General features: G+C 62.9%; 30 protein-coding genes. 21 read left to right on the top strand and 9 right to left on the bottom strand.

Annotated features, from left to right (window positions below):
• Window positions 1-25: 25 nt before the first annotated feature.
• Window positions 26-454, bottom strand: a complete 429-nt coding sequence (locus ACODSR_RS05680; protein ID WP_489074514.1) for a hypothetical protein — start codon at window positions 452-454, stop codon at window positions 26-28.
• Window positions 441-1,445, bottom strand: a complete 1,005-nt coding sequence (locus tag ACODSR_RS05685; RefSeq protein WP_489074516.1) for a LysM peptidoglycan-binding domain-containing protein — start codon at window positions 1,443-1,445, stop codon at window positions 441-443. The genes ACODSR_RS05680 and ACODSR_RS05685 overlap by 14 nt, the downstream gene beginning before the upstream one ends.
• Before the next feature lie 184 nt (window positions 1,446-1,629).
• On the opposite strand from ACODSR_RS05685, the gene ACODSR_RS05690 reads away from it, so the two are divergent.
• Complete coding sequence (locus ACODSR_RS05690; protein ID WP_489074518.1) at window positions 1,630-2,193, top strand: DUF3617 domain-containing protein; 564 nt, start codon at window positions 1,630-1,632, stop codon at window positions 2,191-2,193.
• Window positions 2,194-2,275: 82 nt separating this feature from the next.
• A complete protein-coding gene (locus ACODSR_RS05695; RefSeq protein ID WP_489074520.1) occupies window positions 2,276-2,791 on the top strand; it encodes a DUF3617 domain-containing protein in 516 nt (171 codons plus the stop codon).
• Window positions 2,792-2,800: 9 nt separating this feature from the next.
• Here ACODSR_RS05695 and ACODSR_RS05700 read toward each other — a convergent pair whose 3' ends face one another.
• The 4 genes from ACODSR_RS05700 to ACODSR_RS05715 all read right to left on the bottom strand — a co-directional run bounded on the left by ACODSR_RS05700 (window position 2,801) and on the right by ACODSR_RS05715 (window position 7,497).
• A complete protein-coding gene (locus tag ACODSR_RS05700; RefSeq protein ID WP_489074634.1) occupies window positions 2,801-3,964 on the bottom strand; it encodes an MBL fold metallo-hydrolase in 1,164 nt (387 codons plus the stop codon).
• 44 nt (window positions 3,965-4,008) lie between these two features.
• The gene (locus tag ACODSR_RS05705; RefSeq protein WP_294138058.1) at window positions 4,009-5,058 is read right to left on the bottom strand and encodes a ribonucleotide-diphosphate reductase subunit beta; all 1,050 of its coding nucleotides are present in this window, start codon (window positions 5,056-5,058) and stop codon (window positions 4,009-4,011) included.
• A gap of 62 nt (window positions 5,059-5,120) precedes the next feature.
• Window positions 5,121-5,561 (bottom strand): endonuclease domain-containing protein, encoded by a 441-nt coding sequence (locus tag ACODSR_RS05710; protein ID WP_489074522.1) that lies wholly within the window; start codon window positions 5,559-5,561, stop codon window positions 5,121-5,123.
• A gap of 58 nt (window positions 5,562-5,619) precedes the next feature.
• Entirely contained in the window at window positions 5,620-7,497 is a 1,878-nt protein-coding gene (locus ACODSR_RS05715; protein WP_489074636.1) for a ribonucleoside-diphosphate reductase subunit alpha, read from the bottom strand.
• Window positions 7,498-8,023: 526 nt separating this feature from the next.
• Here ACODSR_RS05715 and ACODSR_RS05720 point away from each other — a divergent pair.
• The 7 genes from ACODSR_RS05720 to ACODSR_RS05750 all read left to right on the top strand — a co-directional run bounded on the left by ACODSR_RS05720 (window position 8,024) and on the right by ACODSR_RS05750 (window position 15,126).
• Entirely contained in the window at window positions 8,024-8,668 is a 645-nt protein-coding gene (locus ACODSR_RS05720; protein ID WP_489074524.1) for a glutathione S-transferase family protein, read from the top strand.
• Window positions 8,669-8,925: 257 nt separating this feature from the next.
• A complete protein-coding gene (locus ACODSR_RS05725; RefSeq protein ID WP_489074526.1) occupies window positions 8,926-10,446 on the top strand; it encodes a fumarate hydratase in 1,521 nt (506 codons plus the stop codon).
• Between the two features lie 124 nt (window positions 10,447-10,570).
• Entirely contained in the window at window positions 10,571-10,804 is a 234-nt protein-coding gene (locus ACODSR_RS05730; RefSeq protein ID WP_489074528.1) for a hypothetical protein, read from the top strand.
• A gap of 51 nt (window positions 10,805-10,855) precedes the next feature.
• Complete coding sequence (locus ACODSR_RS05735) at window positions 10,856-11,926, top strand: DUF3667 domain-containing protein (protein WP_489074530.1); 1,071 nt, start codon at window positions 10,856-10,858, stop codon at window positions 11,924-11,926.
• Between the two features lie 30 nt (window positions 11,927-11,956).
• Complete coding sequence (locus tag ACODSR_RS05740; RefSeq protein WP_489074532.1) at window positions 11,957-12,874, top strand: EamA family transporter; 918 nt, start codon at window positions 11,957-11,959, stop codon at window positions 12,872-12,874.
• 89 nt (window positions 12,875-12,963) lie between these two features.
• Window positions 12,964-14,325: a methyl-accepting chemotaxis protein gene (locus tag ACODSR_RS05745; protein WP_489074534.1), complete on the top strand. Its 1,362-nt coding sequence runs from the start codon at window positions 12,964-12,966 to the stop codon at window positions 14,323-14,325.
• Between the two features lie 201 nt (window positions 14,326-14,526).
• Entirely contained in the window at window positions 14,527-15,126 is a 600-nt protein-coding gene (locus ACODSR_RS05750) for a glycine zipper 2TM domain-containing protein (protein WP_489074535.1), read from the top strand.
• A gap of 37 nt (window positions 15,127-15,163) precedes the next feature.
• On the opposite strand, the gene ACODSR_RS05755 is transcribed toward ACODSR_RS05750, so the two are convergent.
• The gene (locus ACODSR_RS05755; protein WP_489074638.1) at window positions 15,164-15,778 is read right to left on the bottom strand and encodes a thermonuclease family protein; all 615 of its coding nucleotides are present in this window, start codon (window positions 15,776-15,778) and stop codon (window positions 15,164-15,166) included.
• Between the two features lie 58 nt (window positions 15,779-15,836).
• On the opposite strand from ACODSR_RS05755, the gene ACODSR_RS05760 reads away from it, so the two are divergent.
• Complete coding sequence (locus ACODSR_RS05760; protein ID WP_489074537.1) at window positions 15,837-16,250, top strand: globin domain-containing protein; 414 nt, start codon at window positions 15,837-15,839, stop codon at window positions 16,248-16,250.
• Window positions 16,251-16,259: 9 nt separating this feature from the next.
• Here ACODSR_RS05760 and ACODSR_RS05765 read toward each other — a convergent pair whose 3' ends face one another.
• On the bottom strand, window positions 16,260-16,547 hold the full coding sequence (locus tag ACODSR_RS05765) for a hypothetical protein (RefSeq protein ID WP_489074539.1): 288 nt from the start codon (window positions 16,545-16,547) through the stop codon (window positions 16,260-16,262).
• A 147-nt stretch (window positions 16,548-16,694) separates the two neighbouring features.
• Between ACODSR_RS05765 and ACODSR_RS05770 the strand changes: the two genes are divergently transcribed.
• The 5 genes from ACODSR_RS05770 (at window position 16,695) to ACODSR_RS05790 (ending at window position 19,744) form a co-directional block, all read left to right on the top strand.
• Window positions 16,695-17,075, top strand: coding sequence for a RidA family protein (locus tag ACODSR_RS05770; protein ID WP_489074541.1), 381 nt, complete (start codon window positions 16,695-16,697; stop codon window positions 17,073-17,075).
• Between the two features lie 6 nt (window positions 17,076-17,081).
• Complete coding sequence (locus tag ACODSR_RS05775) at window positions 17,082-17,438, top strand: ArsC family reductase (RefSeq protein WP_489074543.1); 357 nt, start codon at window positions 17,082-17,084, stop codon at window positions 17,436-17,438.
• Complete coding sequence (locus ACODSR_RS05780) at window positions 17,435-18,478, top strand: glycerophosphodiester phosphodiesterase (RefSeq protein ID WP_489074544.1); 1,044 nt, start codon at window positions 17,435-17,437, stop codon at window positions 18,476-18,478. Before ACODSR_RS05775 ends, ACODSR_RS05780 begins: the two co-directional genes overlap by 4 nt.
• A gap of 36 nt (window positions 18,479-18,514) precedes the next feature.
• Window positions 18,515-18,943, top strand: a complete 429-nt coding sequence (locus ACODSR_RS05785; RefSeq protein ID WP_489074545.1) for an RrF2 family transcriptional regulator — start codon at window positions 18,515-18,517, stop codon at window positions 18,941-18,943.
• Window positions 18,944-19,075: 132 nt separating this feature from the next.
• The gene (locus tag ACODSR_RS05790; protein WP_217674349.1) at window positions 19,076-19,744 is read left to right on the top strand and encodes an MBL fold metallo-hydrolase; all 669 of its coding nucleotides are present in this window, start codon (window positions 19,076-19,078) and stop codon (window positions 19,742-19,744) included.
• Between the two features lie 105 nt (window positions 19,745-19,849).
• Here the strand turns inward: ACODSR_RS05790 and ACODSR_RS05795 are convergent, their stop codons facing one another.
• Window positions 19,850-20,281, bottom strand: coding sequence for an MAPEG family protein (locus ACODSR_RS05795; RefSeq protein WP_489074547.1), 432 nt, complete (start codon window positions 20,279-20,281; stop codon window positions 19,850-19,852).
• Window positions 20,282-20,489: 208 nt separating this feature from the next.
• On the opposite strand from ACODSR_RS05795, the gene rpmF reads away from it, so the two are divergent.
• The 6 genes from rpmF to ACODSR_RS05825 all read left to right on the top strand — a co-directional run bounded on the left by rpmF (window position 20,490) and on the right by ACODSR_RS05825 (window position 25,599).
• Entirely contained in the window at window positions 20,490-20,669 is a 180-nt protein-coding gene (gene rpmF / locus ACODSR_RS05800) for a 50S ribosomal protein L32 (protein WP_006957677.1), read from the top strand.
• A 67-nt stretch (window positions 20,670-20,736) separates the two neighbouring features.
• On the top strand, window positions 20,737-21,759 hold the full coding sequence (gene plsX / locus ACODSR_RS05805; protein ID WP_489074640.1) for a phosphate acyltransferase PlsX: 1,023 nt from the start codon (window positions 20,737-20,739) through the stop codon (window positions 21,757-21,759).
• On the top strand, window positions 21,756-22,724 hold the full coding sequence (locus ACODSR_RS05810; protein ID WP_489074549.1) for a beta-ketoacyl-ACP synthase III: 969 nt from the start codon (window positions 21,756-21,758) through the stop codon (window positions 22,722-22,724). The genes plsX and ACODSR_RS05810 overlap by 4 nt, the downstream gene beginning before the upstream one ends.
• Before the next feature lie 102 nt (window positions 22,725-22,826).
• Window positions 22,827-23,123 carry an integration host factor subunit alpha gene (ihfA, locus tag ACODSR_RS05815; protein WP_006957683.1) on the top strand — a complete coding sequence of 99 codons (297 nt, stop codon included), beginning with the start codon at window positions 22,827-22,829 and terminating at the stop codon, window positions 23,121-23,123.
• A 124-nt stretch (window positions 23,124-23,247) separates the two neighbouring features.
• Window positions 23,248-24,537, top strand: a complete 1,290-nt coding sequence (locus tag ACODSR_RS05820; protein ID WP_489074551.1) for an MFS transporter — start codon at window positions 23,248-23,250, stop codon at window positions 24,535-24,537.
• Window positions 24,538-24,585: 48 nt separating this feature from the next.
• Window positions 24,586-25,599 (top strand): LacI family DNA-binding transcriptional regulator, encoded by a 1,014-nt coding sequence (locus tag ACODSR_RS05825; RefSeq protein WP_489074553.1) that lies wholly within the window; start codon window positions 24,586-24,588, stop codon window positions 25,597-25,599.
• Window position 25,600: the final 1 nt, after the last annotated feature.

Consider the following 25,600-nt stretch of genomic DNA (forward strand, 5'->3'; position numbering starts at 1 on the left):
TCTTTGGGTCAGGACGCAATTGACGTCAGGGTTTCAACTCAAACGCGCCCTTGGGTGGAGGCGGATAGACGACGGGCTTGTCGCCGAAACGGGCGCGCAGGGCTGTGCGGCGGCGCTCTGGATCGACGACATCGACATTGACCTCTTCGGGATATTTGAAAGTCGCGTCGAATTTTCCATCATTTATAACATATTCCATGACCGACCACCGCATATTCGGTCCTTCGGGTTCGGCATACCAAGCTTCAAACAGAAGGTCGGAAAGAACCTCACTGTCGGAATCATGATAGCGAACCACATCCCCCTCATCCTTGAATATGCTTGGCCCAACCCACATGTCTCCGATCTCGACGTAGAGAAATATGCCATTTGGCTCTCCCCCGACGATTGTAACTAGTTCCTGTCCGATCTCGTCCATGAGTGGACCCAAGATGTCGAATTTATCTTTCGCCATCGGATCGACCTTTCGCTTGATTGGGGAAATTGTGAAAATTCTTTTGGCCATCGACGTACCAGATGACGTGGACGCTGTTTGGCCGTTTTGAGGTTCCAGCATATTTTGGGGTGATCTCAACAAGCACATTTCGTCCTGCCTGCAAATCCCTTGCCCAGCTATCTTCCATGGCACGATAGGCGCCCCGGTTGAAGTTGGCGTCTTGGGCGAAATGGTTGAAGCTCTCGCTGGGACCGTTGAAGCGAGCGGCGATAAAATGGCCGCCATCGTCGCTTGCAAGGCGATCAGGTTTGCCCGCGCTTGCCTGGTTACGGCGCGATCGGGATGCTTTTGGACCATCTGAAAGGTTGGCGAAGATTTTCCTCGGTCGCGCAATGACATCAATATGGAAATCATAGCCATTTTTCGTCTCCTTGCGCCAGTTCGTGTCGAGGATCTGGCTTTCCAGCGACGGTGGATTGGCCGGGTCGGGCGGCAATTTTCCGCCATGCGTGTCCATATAATAGGCGAGCGCCAGAAACTTGTTCTTGGCCGCACGTCCGGCATCCAGATAGGCCTGATGCGGCAGTTTGATCTGCTGGCCGATTCTCAGTGGCCGGTCGATCGGATGCTGGTTTAGCCATGCCAGATCGCGCGCCGTCAGTCCTTTGCGCCGCGCGGCAATGCGCGTGAGCGTATCGCCCGGTTGCACGATATGGGTCGAATGGTTGCCGGGATGATCGGCGCGCAGGTGGCGGCGATCCGGCACGCCATCGCTATCGGACCGATCCGGTCGCCGCACCTGTCCGCCCGCCGCTGCTTCCATGGTCTTTGGGCGAGTATTACCACCGCGCGGAAAATAGCGGCCTTGCCCGGCAAAGGTGAACCGCCCGTCCTTTTCATCATGCCACGGGTTGAATTTCACTTCGACCTGCACGGGCGGGGGTAAGTCAGTTCGCCTGCCCGTGCGCAGATACAGGTTGAAGGCTGTCAGTTCTGGCTGTCGGCTCAACTCGTTCCCCGGCATGTGCGCATCTCCCGATTTGCGGGAGACGAGCTATCATAATGAAAAGAACAAATCAAGAACAATTAGCCCAATCCCATCCATATCGGCGTCAATTTTGCAATGTCGCACGGGCTTGATATGCTCTCTTGTCCACGGCCCAGCATGTGCCGACGCGATGAGGGGATAAGCGATGATCAGAGCTACACTTGCTGCCGCCACGATGACGCTGTTGCTCGCCGCCTGTGGTGACAAGCCCGACGACGCTCCAGCCAATGGCACCGCCACCGGTTCCATGACCAAGGCGGAGGTCAAGGCGGCGGTCGACAAGGTGCAGTTGAAGCCGGGCCAGTGGGAAGGGCGCTTCACCGTGCAGGATATCGACCTGTCCAATATGCCGGGAGCGCCTGCTGGCATGAAGGACCAGATGAAGAGCATGATGAGCCAGACTTCGCTCAAATATTGCGTCACCCCCGAAGAAGCGGCCAATCCCAGCGGCGAGATGTTTTCCGGTCAGGAGAATAAGGACTGTAGCTATCAGGGCTTTGCCGTCAGCGGCGGCACGGTGAAGGGGCAAGTGTCGTGCAAGGCGGATGGCGGCACGATGACCGCGGCGATGTCCGGCACCTATGGCGGAGAGGCCTATGCGATGGACATGGACATGAAGATGGCAGGCGGCCCTAACGGCGCGGCCATGGCGATGAAGGCGCGATCCGAAGGCAAGTGGATCGGGCCGAACTGCACCACGGCGGAATAATCCCCACGCATTTCCGCTTGCGCTTTGGCCGCGACGGGTAGAGCCTTGCCCCCGTTCCGATTAAGAGAACGGGGGAGAGGATATGCAAAAGACCGTGCTGGCGGCGATTCCGCTTGCGATGATGCCGCTTGTAACGATTTTGGCCGTTAGCGGCTGTAGCGAACCGGCCCCCGCGCCGCAGGCGGAGGAAGCGCCGATCCTGATGCAGGCGGGCGAGTGGGTGCTGACCCGCAAGACCACCGGTTACAACACCCCTACCGTCACCCCCGCCCAATATCAGGCGGCGCTCAAACAGGTGAGCGAGGACAAGATCTGCCTCACCGTCGATGCCGAAGGGATGCCGGACGCCGCCGCTTTGGCGGGCAAAGATGGCACCGACTGCACTTATAAGGACAAGATGGCGCGCAAGGGCCGCCTGATCGCGACTTTGGCCTGCACGGCGGGCAAGGGTACGTCGGAGATTGCGGTGGAGGGCAATTATACCGCCGGCACGCTGACGCTGGGCGAAACCATGACCCAATCGGAAGGGGGCGGCGCAGTGCTGCGCGCGACCTATGACCTCACCGGCAAGCGGGTGAGGGATTGTCCCAAGGGCTGATGCGGGGGGCTATTCCAGCGCCTTGATCGCGCGCCGGTCGCATCGGCCTTTACCCCGCGGCACGGCGGAATAGCCCGGCACCATCAGCGACTGGCCGATCCGCAGCGGGGCGAAGCGCTGGCGCTCTATGCCTTCGCACGCCAGGAACAGGTCCAGCATCCGGGGCGGCGTATTCCATTGTTCGTAGGACAGGCGGAACGTCCCCCAATGGATCGGGATCGCGGTCGATGCGCCCAGCCGTTTGAACACTTCCACCGCCTGTTGCGGGCCGATATGCGCGTCCGACGCCATCTGCCCCTTCCAGAAACGGAAGGCGCCGATCGGGATCAGTGCCAGCCGGATCGGGCCAAAGCGCGCGGCCTCATAGGGCCAGCCCATGTCGCCCGCGCCGGTGTCGCCGGCAAAGAAGATATTGCCCGCGCGCGTTTCGATCAAAAAGCTCGACCAGAGCGCCCGGTTGCGATCCGCCCCCCAGCGGCTGCCCCAATGATGGTTGCGGGTCACATGGACGCGATAGTCGGGGCAATGTTCGTAATTGCCGCACTGGATCACCGCCTGCGGGGCGAGGCCATTGAGCGCCGCACCGCTGACCGACTGGCCCCAGTCGAGCGCGGTCGACGGGATGCCATGCGCCTTCAATATTGTGTCATTGCCCAGGCTGGTGACGATCCTGGGCCGGTCGCGGTCCCACAGTCGTTTCAGCGTCGGCAGGTCCATATGGTCGTAATGATTATGGCTCAGCACGATCAGGTCGATCTTGGGCAGATCGTCGAAGCGGATGCCCGGCTGCGCGACCCGCTTGGGGCCGAAGGGGGGCAGGGGACTGGCATGGTCCGACCAGATCGGGTCGGTCAAGATATTGATGCCCGCCGCCTGCACCAGCACCGTGGCGTGGCCCACCCAGGTCGCCACCATCCCGCGCGGCGCGGCAAAAGGCGCAGGGCGGGCGGGCTTGACCGCGATCGCGTCGGGCCATGGCGGCCGGTCGTCATGCCCCAGCAGCCAGCGGGCGATAAAGCCCTGCCGACTCGTCCCCGGCGGCGCCGGCACATCAATCACGCCATCGGGATTGAAGAAATGCGCGCCATCATAATGGCGGCTTCCTGGCCCTTCATAATAGATGCGGTCCAGGAAGGGCGGCACAATCGTCACAGCAAGGCACAGGGCAACCATTGCAAACAGCAATGTCACCCCGATGCCCTTCACGAATTTGGCAATCACTCCGCCGCGATGCCCGCCGCCTTGAACATGTCGGGGTCGGTGGCGTCGTCCGCGTTGGCGGGTGCCGCGCGGGTCTTGCGGCGGTCGAAGGCGTCCCAGACCTCGTTCCACTGGCCTCGCGTCGCACCCTTGGAATATTCGGTCGCGCGGGTTTCAAAGAAATTGGCATGTTCGACGCCATTCAGCATCGGGGCCAGCCAGGGCAGCGGATGCTCGTCGATCATATAGATGGGTTTCAGGCCCAGCTGGCCCAGCCGCCAGTCGGCGATGTAGCGGACATATTTTTTGATGTCCTTGGGCGTCATGCCGGGAACCGGACCCATTTCGAACACGAGATCGACAAAGGCGTCCTCGATGCGGACGGTTTTCTGGCACATGTCCATGATGTCGTCCTTGACCGCCGGGGTCAGGCACTGGCGTTCGGCGCAGAAGGCGTGGAACAGCTTGATGATGCCCTCGCAATGCAGCGTCTCGTCGCGGATCGACCAGGTGACGATCTGCCCCATGCCCTTCATCTTGTTGAAGCGCGGGAAGTTCATCAGCATCGCAAAGCTGGCAAACAGCTGCAAGCCCTCGGTAAAGCCGCCGAACATCGCGAGGGTGCGGGCGATATCCTCGTCCGTATCGACGCCAAATTGTTGCAGATAGTCGTGCTTGTCCTTCATCTCCTTATATTGGAGGAAGGCCGAATATTCGCTTTCGGGCATCCCGATCGTGTCGAGCAGGTGGCTGTAGGCCGCGATATGGACGGTCTCCATGTTGCTGAACGCGGTCAGCATCATCTTGACCTCGGTCGGCTTGAACACGCGGCCATATTTTTCGTGGTAGCAATCCTGCACTTCCACGTCGGCCTGAGTGAAGAAGCGGAAAATCTGCGTCAGCAGGTTGCGCTCATGATCGGACAGTTTCTGCGCCCAGTCACGGCAATCCTCCCCCAAAGGCACTTCTTCGGGCAGCCAGTGCAGCTGCTGCTGCCGCTTCCAGAACTCATAGGCCCATGGATATTCGAACGGCTTGTAGACTTTGGAGGCTTTGAGAAGGGACATGGGGGTTACTCCGAGAATGTCGATCACCCCTCTCCCATCGGGAGAGGGAGGGGCCCGCGCCGTCAGGCGTGGGAGGGTGAGGGCGTTCGATGGATTGGCGTATCGCCCTCACCCTCCCGGCGCTGCGCGCCTCCTTCCCTCTCCCGCAGGGAGAGGGAAATCTGGGTCAGGACACCGTCGATATTGCCCATCACATCATGGTTCCAGAAACGCAGGACGTGATAGCCCTGCGCTTCAAAATAGCGGGTGCGTCGCGCGTCCTGTTCGGTGCGTTCCGCATGGGTTGCGCCATCGACTTCCACGATCAGGTGCGCGCCGAAGCAGAGAAAATCCGCGACATAGGGACCATGTGGCACCTGACGACGGAATTTCACGGCCGGCAGCTTTTCGCGCAGGGCCGACCACAGGCGCTTTTCGGCGTCGGTGGCGTTGCGGCGAAGGGAGCGGGCGCGGATGACCGCGCCTGAGGGGAGACCCTCATAATGGCGTCGGCTCGTCATCATCCTCACCCTTCCGCCGCTGCGCGGCTCCCTGCCTCTCCTGAAAGGAGAGGGAATTACATCACTGACAGGCCAAACACTCGTCATAGTCCGTGGTCTCGCCAATCTCGAACTTGGGCGCGTCGATCGTGTTGTCGGCTTCCACGCCACCGGCGAAACCGGCGCGCTGCACGCTCTTGGAGCGCAGATAATAAAGCGACTTTATACCGAGTTCCCAGGCGCGGAAGTGGAGCATGAGCAGGTCCCATTTTTCCACGTCGGCGGGGATGAACAGGTTGAGCGACTGTGCCTGATCGATATAGGGGGTGCGGTCCGCGGCCAGTTCGAGCAGCCAGCGCTGGTCGATCTCGAAGCTGGTCTTGAACGTGTCCTTTTCTTCCTGGCTCAGGAAGTCGAGATGCTGGACGCTGCCGCCATGCTCCAGGATCGAATTCCAGACGTTGGTTGAATCCTTCGCCTTTTCGACCAGCAGCTTTTCAAGGTACGGATTTTTGATCGAGAAGCTGCCCGACAACGTCTTGTGGGTATAGATGTTCGCCGGGATCGGCTCGATGCAGGCCGACGTGCCGCCGCAGATGATGGAGATGGACGCGGTCGGCGCGATCGCCATCTTGCAGGAGAAACGCTCCATCACGCCCTGATCGGCAGCGTCCGGGCAGGGGCCACGCTCGATCGCCAGCTGCATCGAGGCTTCATCGACCTGCCCCTTGATATGCTTGAACATGCGCAGGTTCCACGACTTGGCCATCGCCCCCTCGAACGGGATGCCGCGCGCCTGAAGGAAGCTGTGGAAGCCCATTACGCCAAGCCCGACCGAACGTTCGCGGCTGGCGCTATATTTGGCGCGCGCCATTTCGGGCGGGGCGCGGTCGATATAGTCCTGCAACACATTGTCGAGGAAGCGCATGATGTCCTCGGCAAACAGCTTCTCGTCCTTCCACTCGTCCCATGTTTCCAGGTTCATCGAGGAAAGGCAGCACACGGCGGTGCGGTCATTGCCGAGATGGTCGCGACCCGTCGGCAAAGTGATTTCGGAACAGAGGTTGGAGGTCGAGACCTTCAGCCCCAGATCGCGGTGATGCTTGGGCATCATCCGGTTCACCGTGTCATTGAACACGATATAGGGTTCGCCGGTGGCCAGGCGGGTTTCGACCAGCTTCTGGAACAGGGCGCGGGCGTTGACGGTGCCGCGGATCGACTGATCCTTGGGGCTGCGCAGATGGAAATCGCTGCCGTCGCGCACCGCTTCCATAAATTCGTCGGTCAGCAGCACGCCATGATGCAGGTTCAGCGCCTTGCGGTTGAAGTCACCCGATGGCTTGCGGATTTCGAGGAACTCCTCAATCTCCGGGTGCGACACGTCGAGATAGCAGGCGGCAGAGCCACGGCGCAGGCTGCCCTGGCTGATCGCCAGCGTTAGCGAATCCATGACGCGGACGAACGGGATGATGCCCGACGTCTTGCCGTTGAGGCCAACCGGCTCGCCAATGCCGCGCACGCTGCCCCAATAGGTGCCGATGCCGCCGCCGCGCGAAGCCAGCCAGACATTCTCGTTCCAGGTGTTGACGATGCCTTCCAGGCTGTCGTCCACGCTGTTCAAATAGCAGCTGATCGGCAGGCCGCGCCCGGTGCCGCCGTTGGACAGGACCGGGGTGGCTGGCATGAACCAGAGGCGCGAAATATAGTCATAGACGCGCTGGGCATGGCCCTGATCATCGGCATAGGCCGCTGCGACGCGGGCAAACAGATCCTGATAGCTTTCGCCGGGCAGCAGATAGCGGTCGTTCAGCGTATCCTTGCCAAACTCGGTCAGCAGTGCGTCGCGCGACGGATCGGTCACAACGTCGAAGCGCCGTTCCTGCACGGCGGACGAGGATAAAGGCTCCGCCTTGGTCGGCGCGGCAGGCTGTCCGCTCACCCGGTCCATCACATCATCCATCACAGTCGCCACGTCGTTTGTTCCACCCTGTCCGCTATCACGAAAATCCATATACGCCCCCGAATGTTCCTGTTCCGTTCGATTCGGTCAAGCTGGTTCGGCGTAAGCCGGGAACCATAGCAGAAACCGTATCGCGACGGGGCGGAAATGGGACCAACTGACGCGATTGCAGGGACAAAATCCCCCTTGCGCTGAAAATGGGTCCAGCGACACAATCACAATCTGTTGGGTGACCCCCGTTTACCCGATACCACAGATAGTGCCATAGCCTGTTTTGGACGCAAGAGGGTAAATGACGGTTTAGGGACTCAGCTCGTCGCTGTTCCGATTCCTTTCGTCGCTGTTTTTGCCCGTTGCAACGCAGCGACGCATGGACTTCCCTCACTCCCCCAAAAGACAAGAGGGGGAGAGGCGAATAAAAAATAATTTTGCCTTGCCACGCAAATGCGTGCCGCGTCCAAAAAGCGCTATGATGGCGATCCAGCCACCACCGCCCGCCCCGTTCACCAGACGCAAAGGCCGACCGATGATTCTCTATTATCACCCGCTCTCTTCCTATTGCTGGAAGGTGCTGATCGCCTTTTACGAAAATGGCACGCCCTTCACGCCCCGAATGATGGAGCAGGAAGGCGTCGCGCAGGAATGGCTGGCGCTGTGGCCGATCGGCAAGTTTCCGCTGCTGCGCGATTCGACCCGCGACATGGTGGTTGCCGAAGCCAGCATCATCATTGAATATCTTGCGACCCATGAGCCGGGAACGTTCCGGCCGATTCCGCTCAATCCAGACACAGCGTTGCAGGTGCGGATGATGGACCGGCTGTTCGACAATTATGTGATGACCCCGATGCAGGCGATCGTCGCCGACCGGCTGCGCCCGGCCGATTCGCGCGATCCTTATGGCGTAGAGCAGGCGCGCGCGCTGATCGCCAAGGCCTATGATCTGCTGGAGCCGCGGATCGGCACGCATGGATGGGCGGTGGGGGAGAATTTCACCCTGGCCGATTGCGCGGCGGCCCCCGCGCTCTTCTATGCCGACAAGGCCGTGCCGATTGGCAGCGATCATCCGCGCCTTGCGGCCTATCTCGCCCGGCTGGTGGCGCGACCCAGCTTTGCGCGGGTGCTGGCGGAGAAGGAACCGTGGTGGCAGATGTTCCCCTTTGCGGGCGGGTAAGAGTTTGTCTCGAAATGCGCCTCCGGCGCATCCGCACCGGCCCACACCCCCACCCGACCTCCCACAGAGTGTATCCTGAATGGGAGGTCGGGTGGGGGTGAGGGCTGGTGCGGCAACCGAAATGCGCTCTTCCGCGCATTTCGAGACAGCCTCTAAGCCGCGCCTCTCTGGACAGGCGCGCGATTCGCCACTAGCCGCTGCCCGTGCAGGAACCCGCCGTGCAGGGCCGGGCCGCAGACATAAGGGATTTGGGTAAGATGACGCTCATCAAGACCGCCGACCTGATAGAGAGCGTCGCCGACGCGCTTCAGTTCATCAGCTATTATCACCCGATGGATTATATCCGCGCGCTGGGCAAAGCCTATGAGGCGGAACAAAGCCCGGCGGCCAAGGACGCCATCGCCCAGATCCTGACCAACAGCCGCATGTGCGCGGAGGGGCATCGCCCGATCTGCCAGGACACCGGCATCGTCAATGTGTTCGTCAAATGGGGCATGGAATGCCGGCTGGACGATAATAGCCGGTCCATGCAGGATGTGATCGACGAAGGCGTGCGCCGCGCTTACCTCAACCCCGAAAACCGCCTGCGCGCCTCGATCCTGCGCGATCCGGCGTTCAGTCGCCAGAATACCAAGGACAATACCCCCTGCGTTCTGTCGGTCGAAATGGTGCCGGGCAACAAGGTGGTCATCGACGTCGCGGCCAAGGGCGGCGGATCGGAAAACAAGACCAAGTTCAAGATGATGAACCCCAGCGATTCGATCGTTGACTGGGTGTTGGACATGATCCCGCAAATGGGCGCGGGCTGGTGCCCGCCCGGCATGTTGGGCATCGGCATCGGCGGCACCGCGGAAAAGGCGGTGGCGCTGGCCAAGGAAAGCCTGATGGACGCGATCGACATGGGGGAACTCAAGGCGCGCGGGCCGCAGACCGAGATTGAGAAGATGCGGGTCGAGATTTTCGACAAGGTCAACGCGCTGGGCATCGGCGCGCAGGGTCTGGGCGGCCTGTCCACCATCCTCGACGTCAAGATTTACGACTATCCCTGCCATGCGGCGGGCAAGCCCGTGGCGATGATCCCCAATTGCGCGGCAACGCGCCACGCGCATTTTACGCTCGACGGATCAGGTCCAGCCTATCTGGAAGCGCCCAAGCTGTCCGAATGGCCCGACGTCAACTGGACGCCGAGCAAGGAGGCGATCCGGGTCGATCTCAACACGCTGACCCCTGAAGTCGTGCAAAGCTGGAAACATGGCGACCGGCTGCTGCTGAACGGCAAGATGCTGACCGGCCGCGACGCCGCGCACAAGCGGATCAAGGATATGCTGAGCCGGGGCGAGAGTCTGCCGGTCGATTTCAAGGGCCGCGTCATCTATTATGTCGGCCCGGTCGATCCGGTCGGCGACGAAGTGGTCGGTCCCGCAGGGCCCACCACCGCCACCCGTATGGACAGCTTCATGGACATGATGCTGGAACAGGGCCTGCTGGGTTGCGTCGGCAAGGCGGAACGCGGTGTGGCTGCAACCAAAGCCATCGCCAAGCATAAGAGCGCCTATCTGATGGCGGTCGGTGGTGCCGCCTATCTGGTCGCGCGCGCGATCAAGGGGGCCAAGGTCGTGGGCTTTGAGGATCTGGGCATGGAAGCGATCTACGAGTTCGACGTGGCTGACATGCCGGTGACCGTCGCGGTCGATAGCGAAGGCCAGAATGTACACCACCTTGCTCCCCTGGTCTGGCAGGAGAAGATCAAGCGCGAAGGTTTGTTGGAGGGCGTGTGACGGAATGATCCTCCCCAAACAAGCTTGGGGAGGATTAGGTAATCGCACCAACCTGCATCAAGCTGCCGGAACCCCGGCCTCTACCCGGCATTGTCTCCGCATCCTTATCCCCGGAGACAGTCCCATGTCCTTCACCCAACTCGACCCTCCCTTGCCCGTCCAAGTGGAGGGCAAGGGGAAGGGCTATGCCGTAGCCGTCATCGATTATGGGCAGGAACATAATCTGATCTGGGTGACGGGCCTGTCCGACAGCGGCGAAATCTGGTGCGCCCCCAATCCGCTGGTGCGGTTGGAGGCGAACTGGACGATGGGGCGCGATTGGGTGCGCCACAGCCTTCCGGGCGTCAAACCCAGCTGAGCGCAAACAACTGTCTGGCAAGCGTCATACACCGCTGTTATTCTGCCCGCCATGACGGGGGAAATCGACGCGGCGGGAGACGCCATCACCGGAGCCATGATCGCGCGCGCGGTTGAACCAGGACATGGCGAGCCAGGTCATGGCGAGTCAGAGCATGAAGGCCATGGCGCTTGCCTCAATTGTGGCGCGACACTCGTCGGAGCCTATTGCGCGCAATGCGGGCAGGCGGCGCATGTCCATCGCAGTTTCAGCGCAATCGGCCATGATCTGGCCCATGGTGTGCTGCATTTCGAGGGCAAGATATTCAGGACGCTGCCCGAACTGGCGCTGCGGCCGGGCAAGCTGACGCGGCGCTATATCCATGGCGAGCGCGCGAAGTTCGTGTCGCCCTTTGCCCTATTCCTGTTCACCGCTTTCCTGATGTACGCCATTTTCTCGCTGACCAGCGGCCATGGCGCGAGTGCGGGCAAGATGGTGCAGATGGACGATGGCGCGATCGCCGAATTGCGCGCCGAAGAGGCCAAGGCAGACGCGCAGATTGCGAAGATCGAGACGCAGTTGAACGACCCCGGCCTGACTCCGGCGCGGCGCGCGGCGCTGAGCGAAAATCTGGCCGAGGCGCGCGAGGAGCGAAAGGGCATTTCACTCGCCGCCAACATGACCGAGACGTTGCGCGGTGAAGGCATGAACGGCGGGGTTGCCGCCACGGTGGGGGAGGTCGTCAGCGCGGCGGCGAAAGACCCGGAACTGGCCTATTACAAGCTCAAGGCCAATGCCTATAAATTCTCCTGGGCGCTGATCCTGTTTTCCATGCCGTTCGTATGGCTGCTCTTCCCGTTCAGCCGCCGCTTCAAAATGTATGATCATGCGATCTATGTGACCTATTCGATCGCCTTCATGTCTTTGCTCTTTTCGCTGTCGATGCTGTTGTCGGCGCTGCATGTCACCGCTGGACTGGTGACGACCGCGCTGCTGCTCTACGCCGCCTGGCATATGTATCGGCAGATGAAGGACGCCTACAGCCTGTCACGCCTTGGCGCGCTGTGGCGGCTGCCCTTGCTCTATATGTTCGCCTGCCTCGCGCTGGCGCTGTTCTTCACCATGCTGGTGATGATGGGGTGACGGGCAGACGCAGGGGGCTATAGCGGCGCGATGATCAGCTCCCCGATCTGGTTGCCCGCGACGCTGATGGCAGGCGGCGTGCAGGCGTGGCGCACCGCCGTCCAGCGACGTGTGAGTCAGAGCCTGTCGCTCAATGCGGCGGGGCTGGTGCGCTACCTGTATGGCGTGCCGTTCGCACTGCTGCTGCTGGGCGGGTATTGGCTGGCCAATCCCGCGACCCTCCCTGCCATCGGGCCGTTGTTCCTGCTCTTCTGTATCGGCGGCGGACTGGCGCAGATCATCGCTACCAACCTGCTGATCCTGGCGTTCGGCCATCGCAATTTCGTCGTCGGCACTGCTTATTCCAAGACCGAAGCGGTGCAGGGCGCTCTCCTGTCCTTCCTGCTCATGGGCGAGCGCTTGTCGCCGCTCGCCTGGGCCGGGATCGGCTGCGGCGTTGTGGGGGTGATGTTGTTATCGACCGGGGGCAAGCGCATGGGCGCGATGGATTTCGTCCGCGCGCTGGGCCAGCCCGCCGCCCTGTGCGGCATAGCGTCAGGCTTCTTCTTCGCGCTGACCGCGATCGGCATCCGCCGCGCGACGCAGCAGGTGGAAACCGGCGATCCGATACTGGCGGCGCTGGTCGTGCTGGCGGTGACGGTCGCGCTTCAGACCGTCATGCAGGGCGGCTGGCTGATGGCGCGAGAACCCGGCGAGATGCGGCGCGTTTTTGCTACCTGGCGGGTATCGGGACAGGTCGGGATGCTCTCGGCCCTTGGGTCGGCCTGCTGGTTCACCGGCTTTGCCACGGCGCCGGTCGCGCTGGTGCGGATTGTCGGCCAGGTCGAGGTGGCCTTCACCATGGGTTTTGCGCATTTTTATCTGAAGGAGCAGATGCAGCGCAGCGAGGCGATCGGGCTGCTGCTGGTCGTGACGGGCGTGGTGCTGGCGCTGGCCGGATCGCTCTGACGCATCGCTAATCTTTCCTTTACCATGTTGGATTAGCCCTCTTGCCTGTGGGTAGCGAAGCAAAATCCGAAACCGTTGCAAGAGCGGTGATGAAGGTAGCCAAATTGTCGGGCGACCTGGGCATCCGTACGCTCGATTTACAGGCCGACATCAGCGAACTGGCCGACCGGGTGACACAGCAGGCGCGCACGATCGAGGCGATCAGCGGCGCGGCAACGCAATTGTCGCACGATGGCGAAAGCGTGGCGAATGCCGGGCAGGACGCGCGCGCCAAGGCGATTGCCGCCCGCTCCATCATCGACGATTCAGGCCGGCAATTGTCCGCCGCCAACCATGTGTTTGTCGACCTGATCGATCAGGTCAGCCGCATCCATGATCGGCTGGACGGCTTTGGCGAAGCGCTCAAGACCGTCGCCCATGTCACCAATGTGATCAGCGGCATTGCCAGCCAGACCAATTTGCTCGCGCTCAACGCCACGATCGAGGCGGCGCGCGCGGGCGATGCCGGGCGCGGCTTTGCCGTCGTCGCAGCCGAAGTGAAGAAACTGGCGCAGGAAACGGGCGCTGCGACCCACACGATCGAACAGTCGATCGCGGCGCTGACCGGCGAGGCGGGCGGGATGCTCGACAGCATCAACCGCGGCGCGCAGACCGCGCGTACCGCCCAATCCGACACGCGCAACATAGAGGCGCTGGTCGAACGGCTGGGTTCCCTGATGGTCGACTTGTCGAGCAATAGCGAGGGCGTGGCCGAACGGATCGCGTCGATCGTAGGGTCGGCGGGCGAAATCCGCTCCGGCCTGGCTGCGCTCGCCAGTACCTCGGCGGACAATGCGGGCGGGCTGCAACGCCTGTCGGGCCGCATATCGACCGCCAGCGAAGATACCAACATGCTGCTGCAATATCTGGCCGAAAGCGGGGTCGCGATCCCTGATTCGCCCTATATCAGTTTCAGTCTGGAATCGGCCGAGATCGTCAGCCGCGCGATCGAGCAGGCAATCGACAGCGGGCAGATCAGCGAAGCGGCGCTGTTCAGCGACTATCCCACACCGATTCCCGGCACCAATCCGCAACAATATAGCCACCCCGTGCAGGATGTGATGCTGCCCGCCGCGCGCGCGCAGCAGGACAAGGCCCGCGCCTTCACCGGCCTGTTCGGCATGACCTTTACCGACCGCAACGCCTTTGGCGCGGTCGCCATGCCCGAACGCGCCCATCCCCAGCGGCCTGGCGATGACCCATGGAATGCGGAATATTCGCGCCAGGGGCTGATCTTCGATTTTCCCGACACGCGCGAACAATGTCGCACCACCCAGCCCTTCTGCATCAAGGCCTATCGCCGCCTGACCGCGTCCGGCGACGTCATCCTGCTGAAACAGGTGATCGCGTCGATCCATGTGAAGGGGCGGCACTGGGGGATACTCCAGATGGCCTATCAGGATCAGGGCTGACAGCCAGACTGTCGGGTGCCTGAACGATCCGGGTATCACGCAATTTCACCGTACAGATTCGGCTTGTGGCGATTTCGCCGCCATCCCGCCCCGCCTCATCCTGCTCCACGATGAACGGGCGGTTTTGTATCGTTCATGCAACATCCTTTATCGTCGGTGGTTCTGACATTTAAGACTGCACCCAAGCGAAGGACCCCGCCCATGACATTCACTTTCAGACAGGCCATTGCCGCCCTGTCGCTCGGCGCGATGACGCTGACCGGGCTTGCGGCCACGCCCGCCTTCGCCCAGCCGGGCCGCGACAATCGCGAACGGCGCGATGATCGCCAAGACCGCAAGGCGGACCGTCGGGATGACCGCCAGGATCGCCGAGCGGACCGCCGCGATGATCGACAAGAGCGTCGCGCCGACCGCCGGGATGATCGCCGTGACTGGCGTCAGGACCGCCGCGATGACCGCCGCGTCACCTACCGCCAGCCCGGCCGCCCGGTGTACAGCTATGACTGGAACCGTCCCGATCCGCGCTATGGCCGCAGCTATCGCCCCGACCGCTATTATCGCGCCGGTTATCAGCCCATCCGCGTCGATCGCCGCACCCGCATCTATCGCGGCTATGACGATCGCTATTATTGCCGCCGTTCGGACGGCACCACCGGCCTGATCGTCGGCGCGGCGCTGGGTGGCCTGCTCGGCAGCCAGATCGACCGTGGCCAGTCCAATGTCGCGGGCATCCTGATCGGCGGCGGCGCAGGCGCACTGTTGGGCCGCGAAATCGACCGTGGCAGCCTGAACTGCCGCTAAGTTGAACGAAGGGGCGGGCGCTGCGCGTCCGCCCTTTTTAACACCAGCCCCGCCGCGCCCCGTCCCATTCGCGCGCCAATCCTTCGGCCACCAGCATCCCGCCGATCGATTCGCCGCCGCGCGTCACGACCCTGAGCGCCCGGCCATAACGGTCGGTATCGCGGTCCCCGCTTTCCAGCGAGAACGCGCCTTCATTCATCAGCGCCTGCAACCGCTCCGTCGCCCGCGCGCCAAGGGCGCCCTCGGCGGCACAGCGCGGCCCGTGGGTTTCGGGCGTGTCGATATCGGCGATCCGGTATTTTTCGCCGCTGAACCAGAATGTGTCGCCATCCACCACGCAATTGACCCCGCCGCCGCTGTGGCAAAAGCCAAATTCCGCTGACAGCGTATCGGCAGGCGCGCTTTGCCGGGGCACTTCCAGCGGCGGCCACGCGCCGCGCTCCATCCACACCGGCCCGTACCAGCCAACCAGCAGCCCCAAGCACAGCGCGTAGATGAGCGCCGGGCCGCTAAAGCCCGCGCTGCGCCGTTGCGGTCGTCCATATCTTTGTCTCGCCATGCCGCCAGGATAGGCCGCCATTGCCAAAGAGGGCGTTAAAGCCGGTCCATCGTCTCGCCGATCCGGTGAGGATCGGCTTTGACGCGGATCAATGACGCGCAGTCCCCACGCGTCATGCTGGCCCCTCCTTCATCCGAAATGGAGCCAGTCGATGAACGCCGCCGCGCCGCCCAGCCCCTATGTCCGTATCGGCGGCGAACCGGTCGTTGCGGCGATCGTCAACCGCTTCTACGACCTCATCGAACAGGACAGTCTCTATGCTGACCTGCGCGCGCTCCATGCCGCCGATCTGGCACCAGTGCGCCATGGCCTGACCCGTTTTCTGTCGGGCTGGCTGGGTGGCCCGCGCGACTGGTTCGGGCGCGGCCAGTGCGTCATGTCGCTCCACCGCGCCTTCCCGATCACCCCCGCCCTGGCCGACGATTGGGCGCTGGCGATGACCTGCGCCATAGCGGGTCAGCAGGATATGGACCCTGCCATTGGTGATGCGATGGCGCAGGCACTGGGGCATATGGCGCGCGGCATGATCAATTTCGCGCTGGACGGCGGCAGCGCGGCCGCCTGATCGAAGGCTTCAGTCGTCGTCGCTTTCCGGCCCATCCTCATCATCCATCGCCGGTTCCCCGGCATAGGCGTCCATGTCGATCCGGCCGGACCGGTTCATGGCATTCATCGTGTCGACAAGGTCCGGCACGTCATCGGGGATGATCTGCGCCGGATTGCTGTGTCCGCCGCGTTCGCTATCCTCGCTCAGGTCGGTAGCCCGCGTCCGTGCGGAGTCCGCCACATCCTGCGCCTGCATTCCCGCTTCGCTCTGTTCGGCATTATCGTCGATATCATTGTCGGGGATAGGGTGGGCCATGGACGCTCTCCTGTAACAGGTTCAATCCCGTCCCAACGGTCCGCATCGCCCGCCGTTCCGCTTGGGCGTAGCTGAATCCACTGGACAGCATCGGGCCAAGGGGGCAAGGGCGGGCGCGATCCTTTCGCACTGCAGCAGGAATCCGTCATGTCCCGCCAGCTTATTTCGTCCGGCTCGCCCTTTGAGGCGCAGGTCGGCTATTCCCGTGCCGTCGTCCAGGGCGACTGGTGCTTCGTCGCCGGCACCACCGGCACTGATCCCGAAACCAAGACCATGCCCGACAGCGTTGCCGATCAGGCCACCAACGCGCTCAAGGTCATTGGCGCGGCACTGGACGAAGCGGGCTTTGCCTTTGCCGACGTGGTGCGCGTCACTTATTATATCACCGACCCTGCCTATTGGGATGAACTGGGTCAGGCGACCGCGCCGGTGTTCGGCACCATCCGCCCCGCCGCCAGCTGCGTCGTGGCCGGGTTGATCAAGCCGAACATGAAAATCGAAATCGAAGTCACCGCATTCAAAGGGTAAGCCGCCATGATTACGATGTACGGCATCAAAAATTGCGACACGATCAAGAAGGCGCGCAACTTCCTTGATAATGAGCGCGTGTCCTACGGCTTTCACGACTATAAAGTGTCGGGCGTGGACAAGGCGAAGCTGGAGGAATGGGTGATGGAGCATGGCTGGGAAACCATCCTCAACCGTTCCGGCACCACCTTCAAGGCGCTGGATGCCGGGGATAAGGCGCATATCGATGCGGACAAGGCCATTCTGCTGATGATGACCAACCCGTCGATGATCAAGCGGCCGATCCTGGACACGGGCAAGGAAACCATCATCGGTTTCAAGGCCACGACCTATGAGAATGCGCTGGCAGGTGCCATAGCATGATCGGGCGGCGCCTGATCCGCGCCTGCCTGACGCTCCTGCTCCTCCTTTTGCCGGTAGAGATCGCGATGGCCGAACCCTTGTTGATTGCCCATCGCGGGGCCAGCGGCGAACGGCCCGAACATACGCTCGCGTCCTATGAGCGCGCGATTGACGAGGGCGCGGACTTTATCGAGCCGGATCTGGTCCTGACCAAGGACGGCGCGCTGGTCGCCCGGCATGAAAATGAAATCAGCGGCACGACCGATGTTGCCGACCATCCCGAATTTGCCGATCGCAAGGCGACCAAGACGATCGACGGCGCGGCGGTCACCGGCTGGTTTACGGAGGATTTCACCCTCGCCGAGCTGCGCACCCTGCGCGCCCGCGAACGGCTGCCCTTGCTGCGCCCCGCCAACACCCGCTTCAACGACCTCTACCTCATCCCGACGTTCGAGGAGATATTGAAGCTGGTCCGCGCCAAGGAGGCGGAAGCGGGTCGCCGTATCGGCATCTATCCCGAAACCAAGCATCCCAGCTATTTCGCCGGGATCGGCCTGCCGCATCAGGCGCCGATGCTCGCGCTGCTGGAACAATATGGCTATCTGACGGAGGCCGACCCGGTCTTTATCCAGTCGTTCGAGGTCAGCAACCTTCAGGCCCTGCGCGCCGCCACCCGGCTGCGGCTGATCCAGTTGATTGACAGCAGTGGCGGACCGGTCGACCGGCCTGACCTGACCTATGACGCAATGATGAGCGTGGAAGAGTTGCGGGCCATCGCGGACTATGCCGACGGCATCGGCCCCTCGACGAGCCGGGTGTTGGCCGATGACGGCGCAACCGCACTGGTAGGGCAGGCGCATGATGCCGGGCTACAGGTGCATATCTGGACGCTGCGGATGGAAAATTTCTTCCTGCCCGCCCAATATCAGCGCCCCGACGACGCGCAGGGCCGGGGCGATTTTGCCGGCTATGTCCGTGTGGTGGCGGCGACGGGGGTGGACGCAGTCTTTACCGATTTCCCCGCCCAAGCGCGCACCGCGCTGGAGAAAGCCGCGCCTTGACTTGTCAAACGCATCGCCTGAGCGAATAACGCCAATATGCTGTCCCAAAAGACCCGTTATGCCATCCGCGCGCTCCAGCATCTTGCCGACCGCTATCGTCAGGGACCGGTGCCGCTGAACGAGATCGCCACGCGCCAGAATATTCCGGGCAAATTCCTGACGGTGATCCTGTCCGAACTGTCGCGCGAAGGTTTGGTGGCGACGCAGCGGGGCAGGGACGGGGGTTATTGGCTGGCACTCGCCCCGGTCGACATCAGCTATGGCGACATTGTCCGTCTGACCCGCGGTTCGCTTGCGCTGACACCCTGCGCCAGCCGCTTCGCGCATGAAAGCTGCACCAACTGCCTGCCCGAATCGGAATGTCGCCTGCACCGGGTGATGCTGCGCGTGCGTGACGAAACGGCGCGGGTGCTGGACGGCATCAGCCTGGCCGAGCCGTTTGCGGCGCTGGCAGAGGAAAACTAGCCAAGACCCGTTCGTTTCGAGCGAAGTCGAGAAACGTCGCGTGCATGTTTCTCGACTTCGCTCGAAACGAACGGAAGGTAGGGGCGTTCGCTTCCCCTTGCGTCCGTCCCGCCGCTCCGCCACATCGGCCGCATGACGACATCCCCGCAAGACCGCCCGCTTAAGGCCACGCTGATCCCGGTCACCCCGCTACAGCAGAACTGCACCCTCTTCTGGTGCACGGCCACCATGCGCGGGGCGTTTGTCGATCCGGGCGGCGATCTGCCGGTGTTGAAACAGGCCGCGGCGCAGCATGGCGTGACCATTGAAAAGCTGCTCGTCACCCATGGCCATATCGACCATTGCGGTCAGGCGGGTGTACTAGCCCGTGACTTGGGCGTGCCGATCGAGGGGCCGCATGAGGATGACCGTTTCTGGATCGACAAGCTGGCGGAGGATGGCAAGCGCTGGGGCGTGCCGGGCGAAAGTTTCGAGCCGGACCGCTGGCTGGTCGATGGCGATCAGGTAACGGTCGGCAATCTCACGCTCGACGTCCTCCATTGCCCCGGTCATACGCCCGGCCATGTCGTGTTCCATCACGCCCCCAGCAAGCTCGCCATCGTCGGCGACGTGCTGTTCCAGGGGTCGATCGGCCGCACCGACTTTCCGCGCGGCAATCACCAGCAGCTGATCGACGCGATCACCGGCAAGCTGTGGCCATTGGGCGGCGACACGGCCTTCGTCCCCGGTCACGGCCAGATGAGCAATTTCGCCCACGAGCGCCGCACCAACCCCTTTGTCGCCGATTCGGTGCTGGGCTAATCCTCGTCTGGCGCCCCTCCGTTCACCCTGAGCTTGTCGAAGGGTCGCTCTTCTTGAAGTAAAGGGCAGGGCTTCGACAGGCTCAGCCCGAACGGATGTTGGCTTCTACACCTGCGCGGCCAGCGCGGGTGGCGCAGGCACCTCGCGCGTGGCGGTATAGGCGATCGTCAGCGCCGTGATCGCCATCGCGACCATCACCAGCCAGGTCAGCATCGCCCCGCCGCCGCGCCACACGGTAGGGGCGTCTGCATCCATGCCGAACGCATGGGCGACCCGCGCCACGATATAGACCAGCGCCCCGATCCACAGCCATAGCGAGGCACCTACGGCCAGTTCCACGACCAGGAACAGGATCAGCACGATCGGCGTATATTCGATATAGTTGGCGTGCGCCCGCATCCGTCGCGCCAGTAGCGCATTGCCCGCATCGCCATGCATCACCCTGTCTGAAATGCGAATCCGTGCGCACCGCGTCGCGATCCACAGGTTGAGCAGTGCGCAGGCCGCAGCGAAGGTCAGTGTGATCGGCAGCAGCATCGGTTTTCCCCTCATTTCTATAGTCTGCACCCTAGCTGCCGGGACGGAGCGGGCAAGGAAGGACTTGCACCCCGATCAAAAAGCGCTATAGGCGCAGGGCTTCGCGATCACCCAGGGCCGCATGGGTCTGCGGCGCCTGTGGCGTCAGCTTTCATGTTGGATCTGGCCGTTCGCACAACCTGATAGATTTACGGAACAAGGTGCCGACATGGCTGTCCCCAAAAGGAAAACGTCCCCCTCCAAGCGCGGTATGCGCCGCAGCCACGATTCGCTGCGCGTCGAAGCATTCCAGGAATGCTCCAACTGCGGTGAACTCAAGCGCCCCCACAATCTGTGCGGCGCCTGTGGCCATTATAATGGCCGCGAAATCGTCGCCGTCGGGGCGTAACGACTTTTCGATCTCCGCAAAGGGGTGATCTAGGGTGTCCAGCCAACCGCGAATCGCCATAGACGCGATGGGCGGGGATGAAGGCGTGCGTGTGATGATGGCGGGTGTGGCGCTCGCCCGTCACCGCCACGAAGGGCTGCGCTTCACCCTGTTCGGCGACGAAACCCGCATCAAGGCGGCGCTCGACAGCCATCCCAATTTGCGCGCGGCGTCGGACGTCGTTCATGCCGATGCCGTCGTCGATGGTGCCGACAAGCCCAGCGTTGCGATTCGCAAGAAAAGCAGCTCGATGAGCATGGCCATAGCAGCCGTGAAATCGGGTCAGGCGGGGGCTGCGGTTTCTGCCGGCAATACCGGCGCGCTAATGGCCATGGCCAAGCTGGCGCTCCGTACCATGCCCGGCATTGATCGACCCGCGTTGGCCGCGCTGTTGCCCACGCTCGGCAACAATGATGTGGTCATGCTCGATCTGGGCGCGAACACGGAATGCGACGCCCGCAATCTCGTCCAGTTCGCGGTAATGGGGGCTGCCTATGCCCGCATCGCGTTTGACCTGGAACGGCCCCGCGTGCGCCTGCTCAACATCGGCACAGAGGAACTCAAGGGCACGGATGAAATCCGCGACGCCGCGGCCATCCTGCGCGCTGCGCACGCCCTGCCGATGAGCTTTGACGGTTTTACCGAAGGCGACAAGATCAGCCGGGGCGATACCGATGTCATCGTGTGCGACGGCTTTTCCGGCAATGTCGCGCTCAAGACGATCGAAGGCACGGCCCGCTTCGTCACCGACGTGCTGCGCAACGCCTTCACCAGCTCGATCCGCTCGAAGATCGGCTTCCTGATCTCCAAGCCTGCGATGCACCTGCTCAAGCATCACCTCGATCCCAACAACCATAATGGCGCGGTGTTCCTCGGCCTCAACGGCGTGGTCGTCAAAAGCCATGGCAGCGCCGACGCCAAGGGTATCGCCAATGCGGTCCATGTCGCCGCGCGCCTGCTGGAAGAAGATATCACCCGCCGCATCGCGGCTGACATGGCCGCCGTGCAGGCGCTCACCGCATCGTCAAAGCTGGAGCAGCCCGCCAAGTGATCCGTCGTGCGATTCTCCTGGGGACCGGATCGGCCCTGCCTGTCCGCGCGGTCAGCAACGCTGAACTGGCGCAGACCGTCGACACCAGCGACGAATGGATTGTCGAACGCACTGGTATTCGCAATCGCTATATTGCGGGCGACGATGAAACCACCGCCTCGCTTGCCACCGACGCCGCGCGCGCTGCGCTGGACGCCGCCGGTATTGCCGCGCAGGACATCGACCTCATCATCCTGGCGACCGCGACCCCGGACCAGACCTTCCCGGCGTCCGCCACCAAAGTGCAGGCAGCGCTCGGCATTAATGATTGCGTCGCCTTCGACGTGGCGGCCGTATGTTCGGGCTTCCTCTACGCGATCACCGTCGCCGACAGCATGATCCGTTCGGGCGCGGCGCATCGCGCGCTGGTGATCGGATCGGAAACCTTCAGCCGCATCCTCGACTGGGAGGATCGCACCACCTGCGTCCTGTTCGGCGATGGCGCGGGCGCTGTCGTGCTGGGCGCAGAGGAAAGCGCAGACGGCGCGCGGGGCATATTGGCCAGCAAGCTCCATGCCGATGGCCGCCACAATGGCCTTCTCTATGTAGATGGCGGACCGTCGACGACCCAGACCGTGGGCAAGCTGCGGATGAAGGGCCAGGAAGTGTTCCGCCACGCGGTGGTCAACCTCGCCTCGGTCCTGAACGAAGTCATGGGCATGGCGGGCCTGTCCAACAGCGACATTGACTGGCTGGTGCCGCATCAGGCCAATGCCCGCATCCTGGACGCCACCGCGCGCAAGCTTAAACTGTCGCCCGACCGGGTCGTCGTGACCGTCGATCGTCACGCCAACACATCGGCGGCGTCGGTTCCGCTGGCGCTTGACTGCGCCATGCGCGATGGGCGGATCAAGCCGGGTGACCTGATCGTGCTGGAAGCGATGGGCGGTGGCTTCACCTGGGGCGCTTGCGTCCTGCGGGTCTGATCCCGCAAGCACAGCGAAACTTGCCAAAGCCCTGCAAATCCCGCACATTCCCGTGGAGGCCATCCGACCGTGATGGTCCATGGGGTGGAAATGGGGAATCCAATGACGGGGACAGGCACTTTAACGCGCGCAGACCTTGCTGAAAGCGTCAACCGCCATGTCGGCCTGTCGCGGGCGGAGGCGGCAGCGCTGATCGAATCGATTCTGGATCATATGTCCGACGCGCTCGGACGCGGCGAGAATGTGAAGATTTCCAGCTTCGGCACCTTCGTCCTGCGCGACAAGACCCAGCGCATGGGCCGCAACCCCAAGACCGGAGTGGAAGTGCCGATCGAACCGCGCCGCGTCCTGACCTTCCGCGCCAGCCAGACGATGCGGGATCGCGTCGCAGGCGACTGAGAACATGCTGTAAGCAAACGTTTGCAATCGTCTCGACTTCTGTTATCCAGTCCCCTGGCGCCCATCGAATAATGGGGTGCGGGAGAGGATCGGGACGATGGCCAATGCGTTGAGCAAACCGCGGATGCGTCTGTCGCGTATTGTCGAAATGAACCTGGGGTTCCTCGGCATCCAATTCTCCTTCGGCCTGCAACAGGCCAATATGGGACCGATCTACCGCTATCTGGGCGCGGACGAAGCGACCATGCCTTTGCTCTGGCTGGCAGGCCCGGTCACCGGCCTGCTGGTCCAGCCGATCGTCGGGGCGCTTAGCGACCGCACGGTCAGCAAATGGGGCCGCCGCACCCCCTATTTCCTGATCGGCGCGATATTGTGCAGCATCGGCCTGCTGCTGATGCCCTACAGCCCCACCCTCTGGTTCGCCGCCAGCCTGCTCTGGATGCTGGATGCGGCCAACAATATCACGATGGAGCCATACCGCGCCTATGTCAGCGACCGGCTGGATGAAAGCCAGCGTCCGGTCGGCTTCCTGACCCAGAGCGCCTTTACCGGCCTTGCCCAGACGCTTTCCTATCTCGCCCCCTCGCTGCTGGTCTGGTGGGGCTTTGACGGCGACCTCATCGACGCCAACGGCATCCCGCAGGTCACCCGCATCGCCTTTGTCGCGGGGGCGGTCATCTCCATCACCACCATCCTCTGGTCGGTGCTGCGCGTGCGCGAACTGCCGCTGCCGCCGCAAGAGGTGGCGCGGATGCAGGCCGAGCCTCTCTCCCCCGTCACCGCATTGCGCGACTTTGTCGCCGCCATTCGCGCTATGCCCACCGCCATGCGCCAGCTGGCCCTGTCGATGCTGTTCCAGTGGTTTGCCATGTTCGCTTACTGGCAGTTCATTGCCTTCGCGCTGGCCCGATCATTGTTCGACACCGCCGATCCCGCCAGCAGCGGCTTTCGCCAGGCGGTCTTGCTCACGGGGCAGGCGGGGGCGTTCTACAACGCCATCGCCTGCCTCGCTGCCTTCGCCATGGTGCCGCTCAGCCGCCGCATCGGCGCGCAATATCTCCATGCCATCGCCGTCACCCTGTCGGGCCTCGCCATGCTCGCCATTCCGCAGGTGCGTGACACGTCGTATTTGTTCCTGCTGATGATCGGCATCGGCATTGGCTGGGCCAGCATGATGGGCAACCCCTATGTTCTGCTCGCCAACGCCATCCCGCCCGAACGCACCGGGGTCTATATGGGCATTTTCAATATGTTCATCGTCATCCCCATGCTGCTGGAAACATTGATCGTGCCGCTCATCTACCAGCCTTTGCTGGGCGGCGATCCGCGCAACCTGCTGCTGATGACGGGGATCATGATGGTGATGGCCGGCGCGGCGACTTTGCTGGTGCGCACCCGCGCGCGCGCCGCCTGAACCACAGGCCGTTGTCGGCGGCGCAACTTTGCCCTAGTCTTAAATGCGATGGACGACAGCAAGCCCGAACAGGTCAAAAGCATTGCCGATCTGGCGCGTATAGGCGGCGTTTCCGTCTCCACCGTATCGCGCGCGCTGACCGGCAAGGGCGCGCTCAACAAGGATACGCGCGAGCGGATACAGGCGCTGGCCGACCGGCACGGCTTCAAGCTGAACGTCGCGGCGCAAAATCTCCGCCTCGGCCGCAGCGGGGCGATCGCCGTGCTGCTGCCGCTGGGGCATGAGCGGGGCCAGCATCTGTCCGACCCCTTCTTCATGGTGATGCTGGGTTTCCTGGCCGATGCGCTGGCCGATCGCGGCTACGACCTGCTGCTTTCGCGCGTATTGCCGCAGGGCGACGACTGGCTCGACAGCTTCATCCGCACCGGCCGCACCGACGGCGTCATCATCATCGGCCAGTCGAACCAGAGCGCAGTGCTGGACCGCTCCGCCGCCCATTATGCGCCGATGGTCATCTGGGGCGAACAATCGGCCCGCAACGCCCATATCACCGTTGGCACCGACAATCGGGCGGGCGGCGCGCTGGCGGCGCAGCATCTGGTCGAACGGGGCCGGCGTCGCCTCGCCTTTTTCGGCAATGTCGCGGTGCCTGAATTTGCCGCCCGCTATCAGGGCTTCGTTGCCGCGCTGCCCGCCGAATTGCGCGACACGGTTGAGCTGGTTCATACCCATATCACCCCCGAAGCCAGTCTGGAGGTCGCCGCCGCCTGGTTTGCGGCGGGCAACCGCCCCGACGGCCTGTTCGCCGCGTCCGACGTGGTGGCGATGAGCCTGTTGTCCGCCGCAACCGACAATGGCCTGTCGGTGCCGGGCGACCTGTCGATCATCGGCTTTGACGACATCCCCATGGCCCGCCTCACCAGCCCGCCGCTCACCACCGTGGCGCAGGATATAGAGGCCGGCGCGCGCCAGCTGGTCGACCTGTTGTTCCGTCGCCTCGCCGGGGAGGATGCGGGGTCGATCAGCATCGCCCCGCGCCTCGTCATCCGCGAATCCAGCTAGA

It is taken from the genome of Sphingobium sp. FG125 (assembly GCF_057809795.1).

Bases quoted from the DNA above. Each gene is read 5' to 3' on its own strand.
- ACODSR_RS05770 (WP_489074541.1), top strand. From the start codon at position 16,695: ATGTCCCGCCAGCTTATTTCGTCCGGCTCGCCCTTTGAGGCGCAGGTC.
- ihfA (WP_006957683.1), top strand. From the start codon at position 22,827: ATGACGGGGACAGGCACTTTAACGCGCGCAGACCTTGCTGAAAGCGTC.
- ACODSR_RS05720 (WP_489074524.1), top strand. From the start codon at position 8,024: ATGATTCTCTATTATCACCCGCTCTCTTCCTATTGCTGGAAGGTGCTG.
- ACODSR_RS05690 (WP_489074518.1), top strand. From the start codon at position 1,630: ATGATCAGAGCTACACTTGCTGCCGCCACGATGACGCTGTTGCTCGCC.
- plsX (WP_489074640.1), top strand. From the start codon at position 20,737: ATGGGCGGGGATGAAGGCGTGCGTGTGATGATGGCGGGTGTGGCGCTC.
- ACODSR_RS05760 (WP_489074537.1), top strand. From the start codon at position 15,837: ATGAACGCCGCCGCGCCGCCCAGCCCCTATGTCCGTATCGGCGGCGAA.
- ACODSR_RS05695 (WP_489074520.1), top strand. From the start codon at position 2,276: ATGCAAAAGACCGTGCTGGCGGCGATTCCGCTTGCGATGATGCCGCTT.
- rpmF (WP_006957677.1), top strand. From the start codon at position 20,490: ATGGCTGTCCCCAAAAGGAAAACGTCCCCCTCCAAGCGCGGTATGCGC.
- ACODSR_RS05765 (WP_489074539.1), bottom strand. From the start codon at position 16,547: ATGGCCCACCCTATCCCCGACAATGATATCGACGATAATGCCGAACAG.
- ACODSR_RS05705 (WP_294138058.1), bottom strand. From the start codon at position 5,058: ATGTCCCTTCTCAAAGCCTCCAAAGTCTACAAGCCGTTCGAATATCCA.
- ACODSR_RS05785 (WP_489074545.1), top strand. From the start codon at position 18,515: ATGCTGTCCCAAAAGACCCGTTATGCCATCCGCGCGCTCCAGCATCTT.
- ACODSR_RS05825 (WP_489074553.1), top strand. From the start codon at position 24,586: ATGGACGACAGCAAGCCCGAACAGGTCAAAAGCATTGCCGATCTGGCG.
- ACODSR_RS05790 (WP_217674349.1), top strand. From the start codon at position 19,076: ATGACGACATCCCCGCAAGACCGCCCGCTTAAGGCCACGCTGATCCCG.
- ACODSR_RS05700 (WP_489074634.1), bottom strand. From the start codon at position 3,964: ATGGTTGCCCTGTGCCTTGCTGTGACGATTGTGCCGCCCTTCCTGGAC.
- ACODSR_RS05680 (WP_489074514.1), bottom strand. From the start codon at position 454: ATGGCGAAAGATAAATTCGACATCTTGGGTCCACTCATGGACGAGATC.
- ACODSR_RS05730 (WP_489074528.1), top strand. From the start codon at position 10,571: ATGTCCTTCACCCAACTCGACCCTCCCTTGCCCGTCCAAGTGGAGGGC.
- ACODSR_RS05775 (WP_489074543.1), top strand. From the start codon at position 17,082: ATGATTACGATGTACGGCATCAAAAATTGCGACACGATCAAGAAGGCG.
- ACODSR_RS05820 (WP_489074551.1), top strand. From the start codon at position 23,248: ATGCGTCTGTCGCGTATTGTCGAAATGAACCTGGGGTTCCTCGGCATC.
- ACODSR_RS05740 (WP_489074532.1), top strand. From the start codon at position 11,957: ATGATCAGCTCCCCGATCTGGTTGCCCGCGACGCTGATGGCAGGCGGC.
- ACODSR_RS05735 (WP_489074530.1), top strand. From the start codon at position 10,856: ATGACGGGGGAAATCGACGCGGCGGGAGACGCCATCACCGGAGCCATG.
- ACODSR_RS05745 (WP_489074534.1), top strand. From the start codon at position 12,964: ATGAAGGTAGCCAAATTGTCGGGCGACCTGGGCATCCGTACGCTCGAT.
- ACODSR_RS05725 (WP_489074526.1), top strand. From the start codon at position 8,926: ATGACGCTCATCAAGACCGCCGACCTGATAGAGAGCGTCGCCGACGCG.
- ACODSR_RS05715 (WP_489074636.1), bottom strand. From the start codon at position 7,497: ATGGATGATGTGATGGACCGGGTGAGCGGACAGCCTGCCGCGCCGACC.
- ACODSR_RS05710 (WP_489074522.1), bottom strand. From the start codon at position 5,561: ATGATGACGAGCCGACGCCATTATGAGGGTCTCCCCTCAGGCGCGGTC.
- ACODSR_RS05795 (WP_489074547.1), bottom strand. From the start codon at position 20,281: ATGCTGCTGCCGATCACACTGACCTTCGCTGCGGCCTGCGCACTGCTC.
- ACODSR_RS05780 (WP_489074544.1), top strand. From the start codon at position 17,435: ATGATCGGGCGGCGCCTGATCCGCGCCTGCCTGACGCTCCTGCTCCTC.
- ACODSR_RS05750 (WP_489074535.1), top strand. From the start codon at position 14,527: ATGACATTCACTTTCAGACAGGCCATTGCCGCCCTGTCGCTCGGCGCG.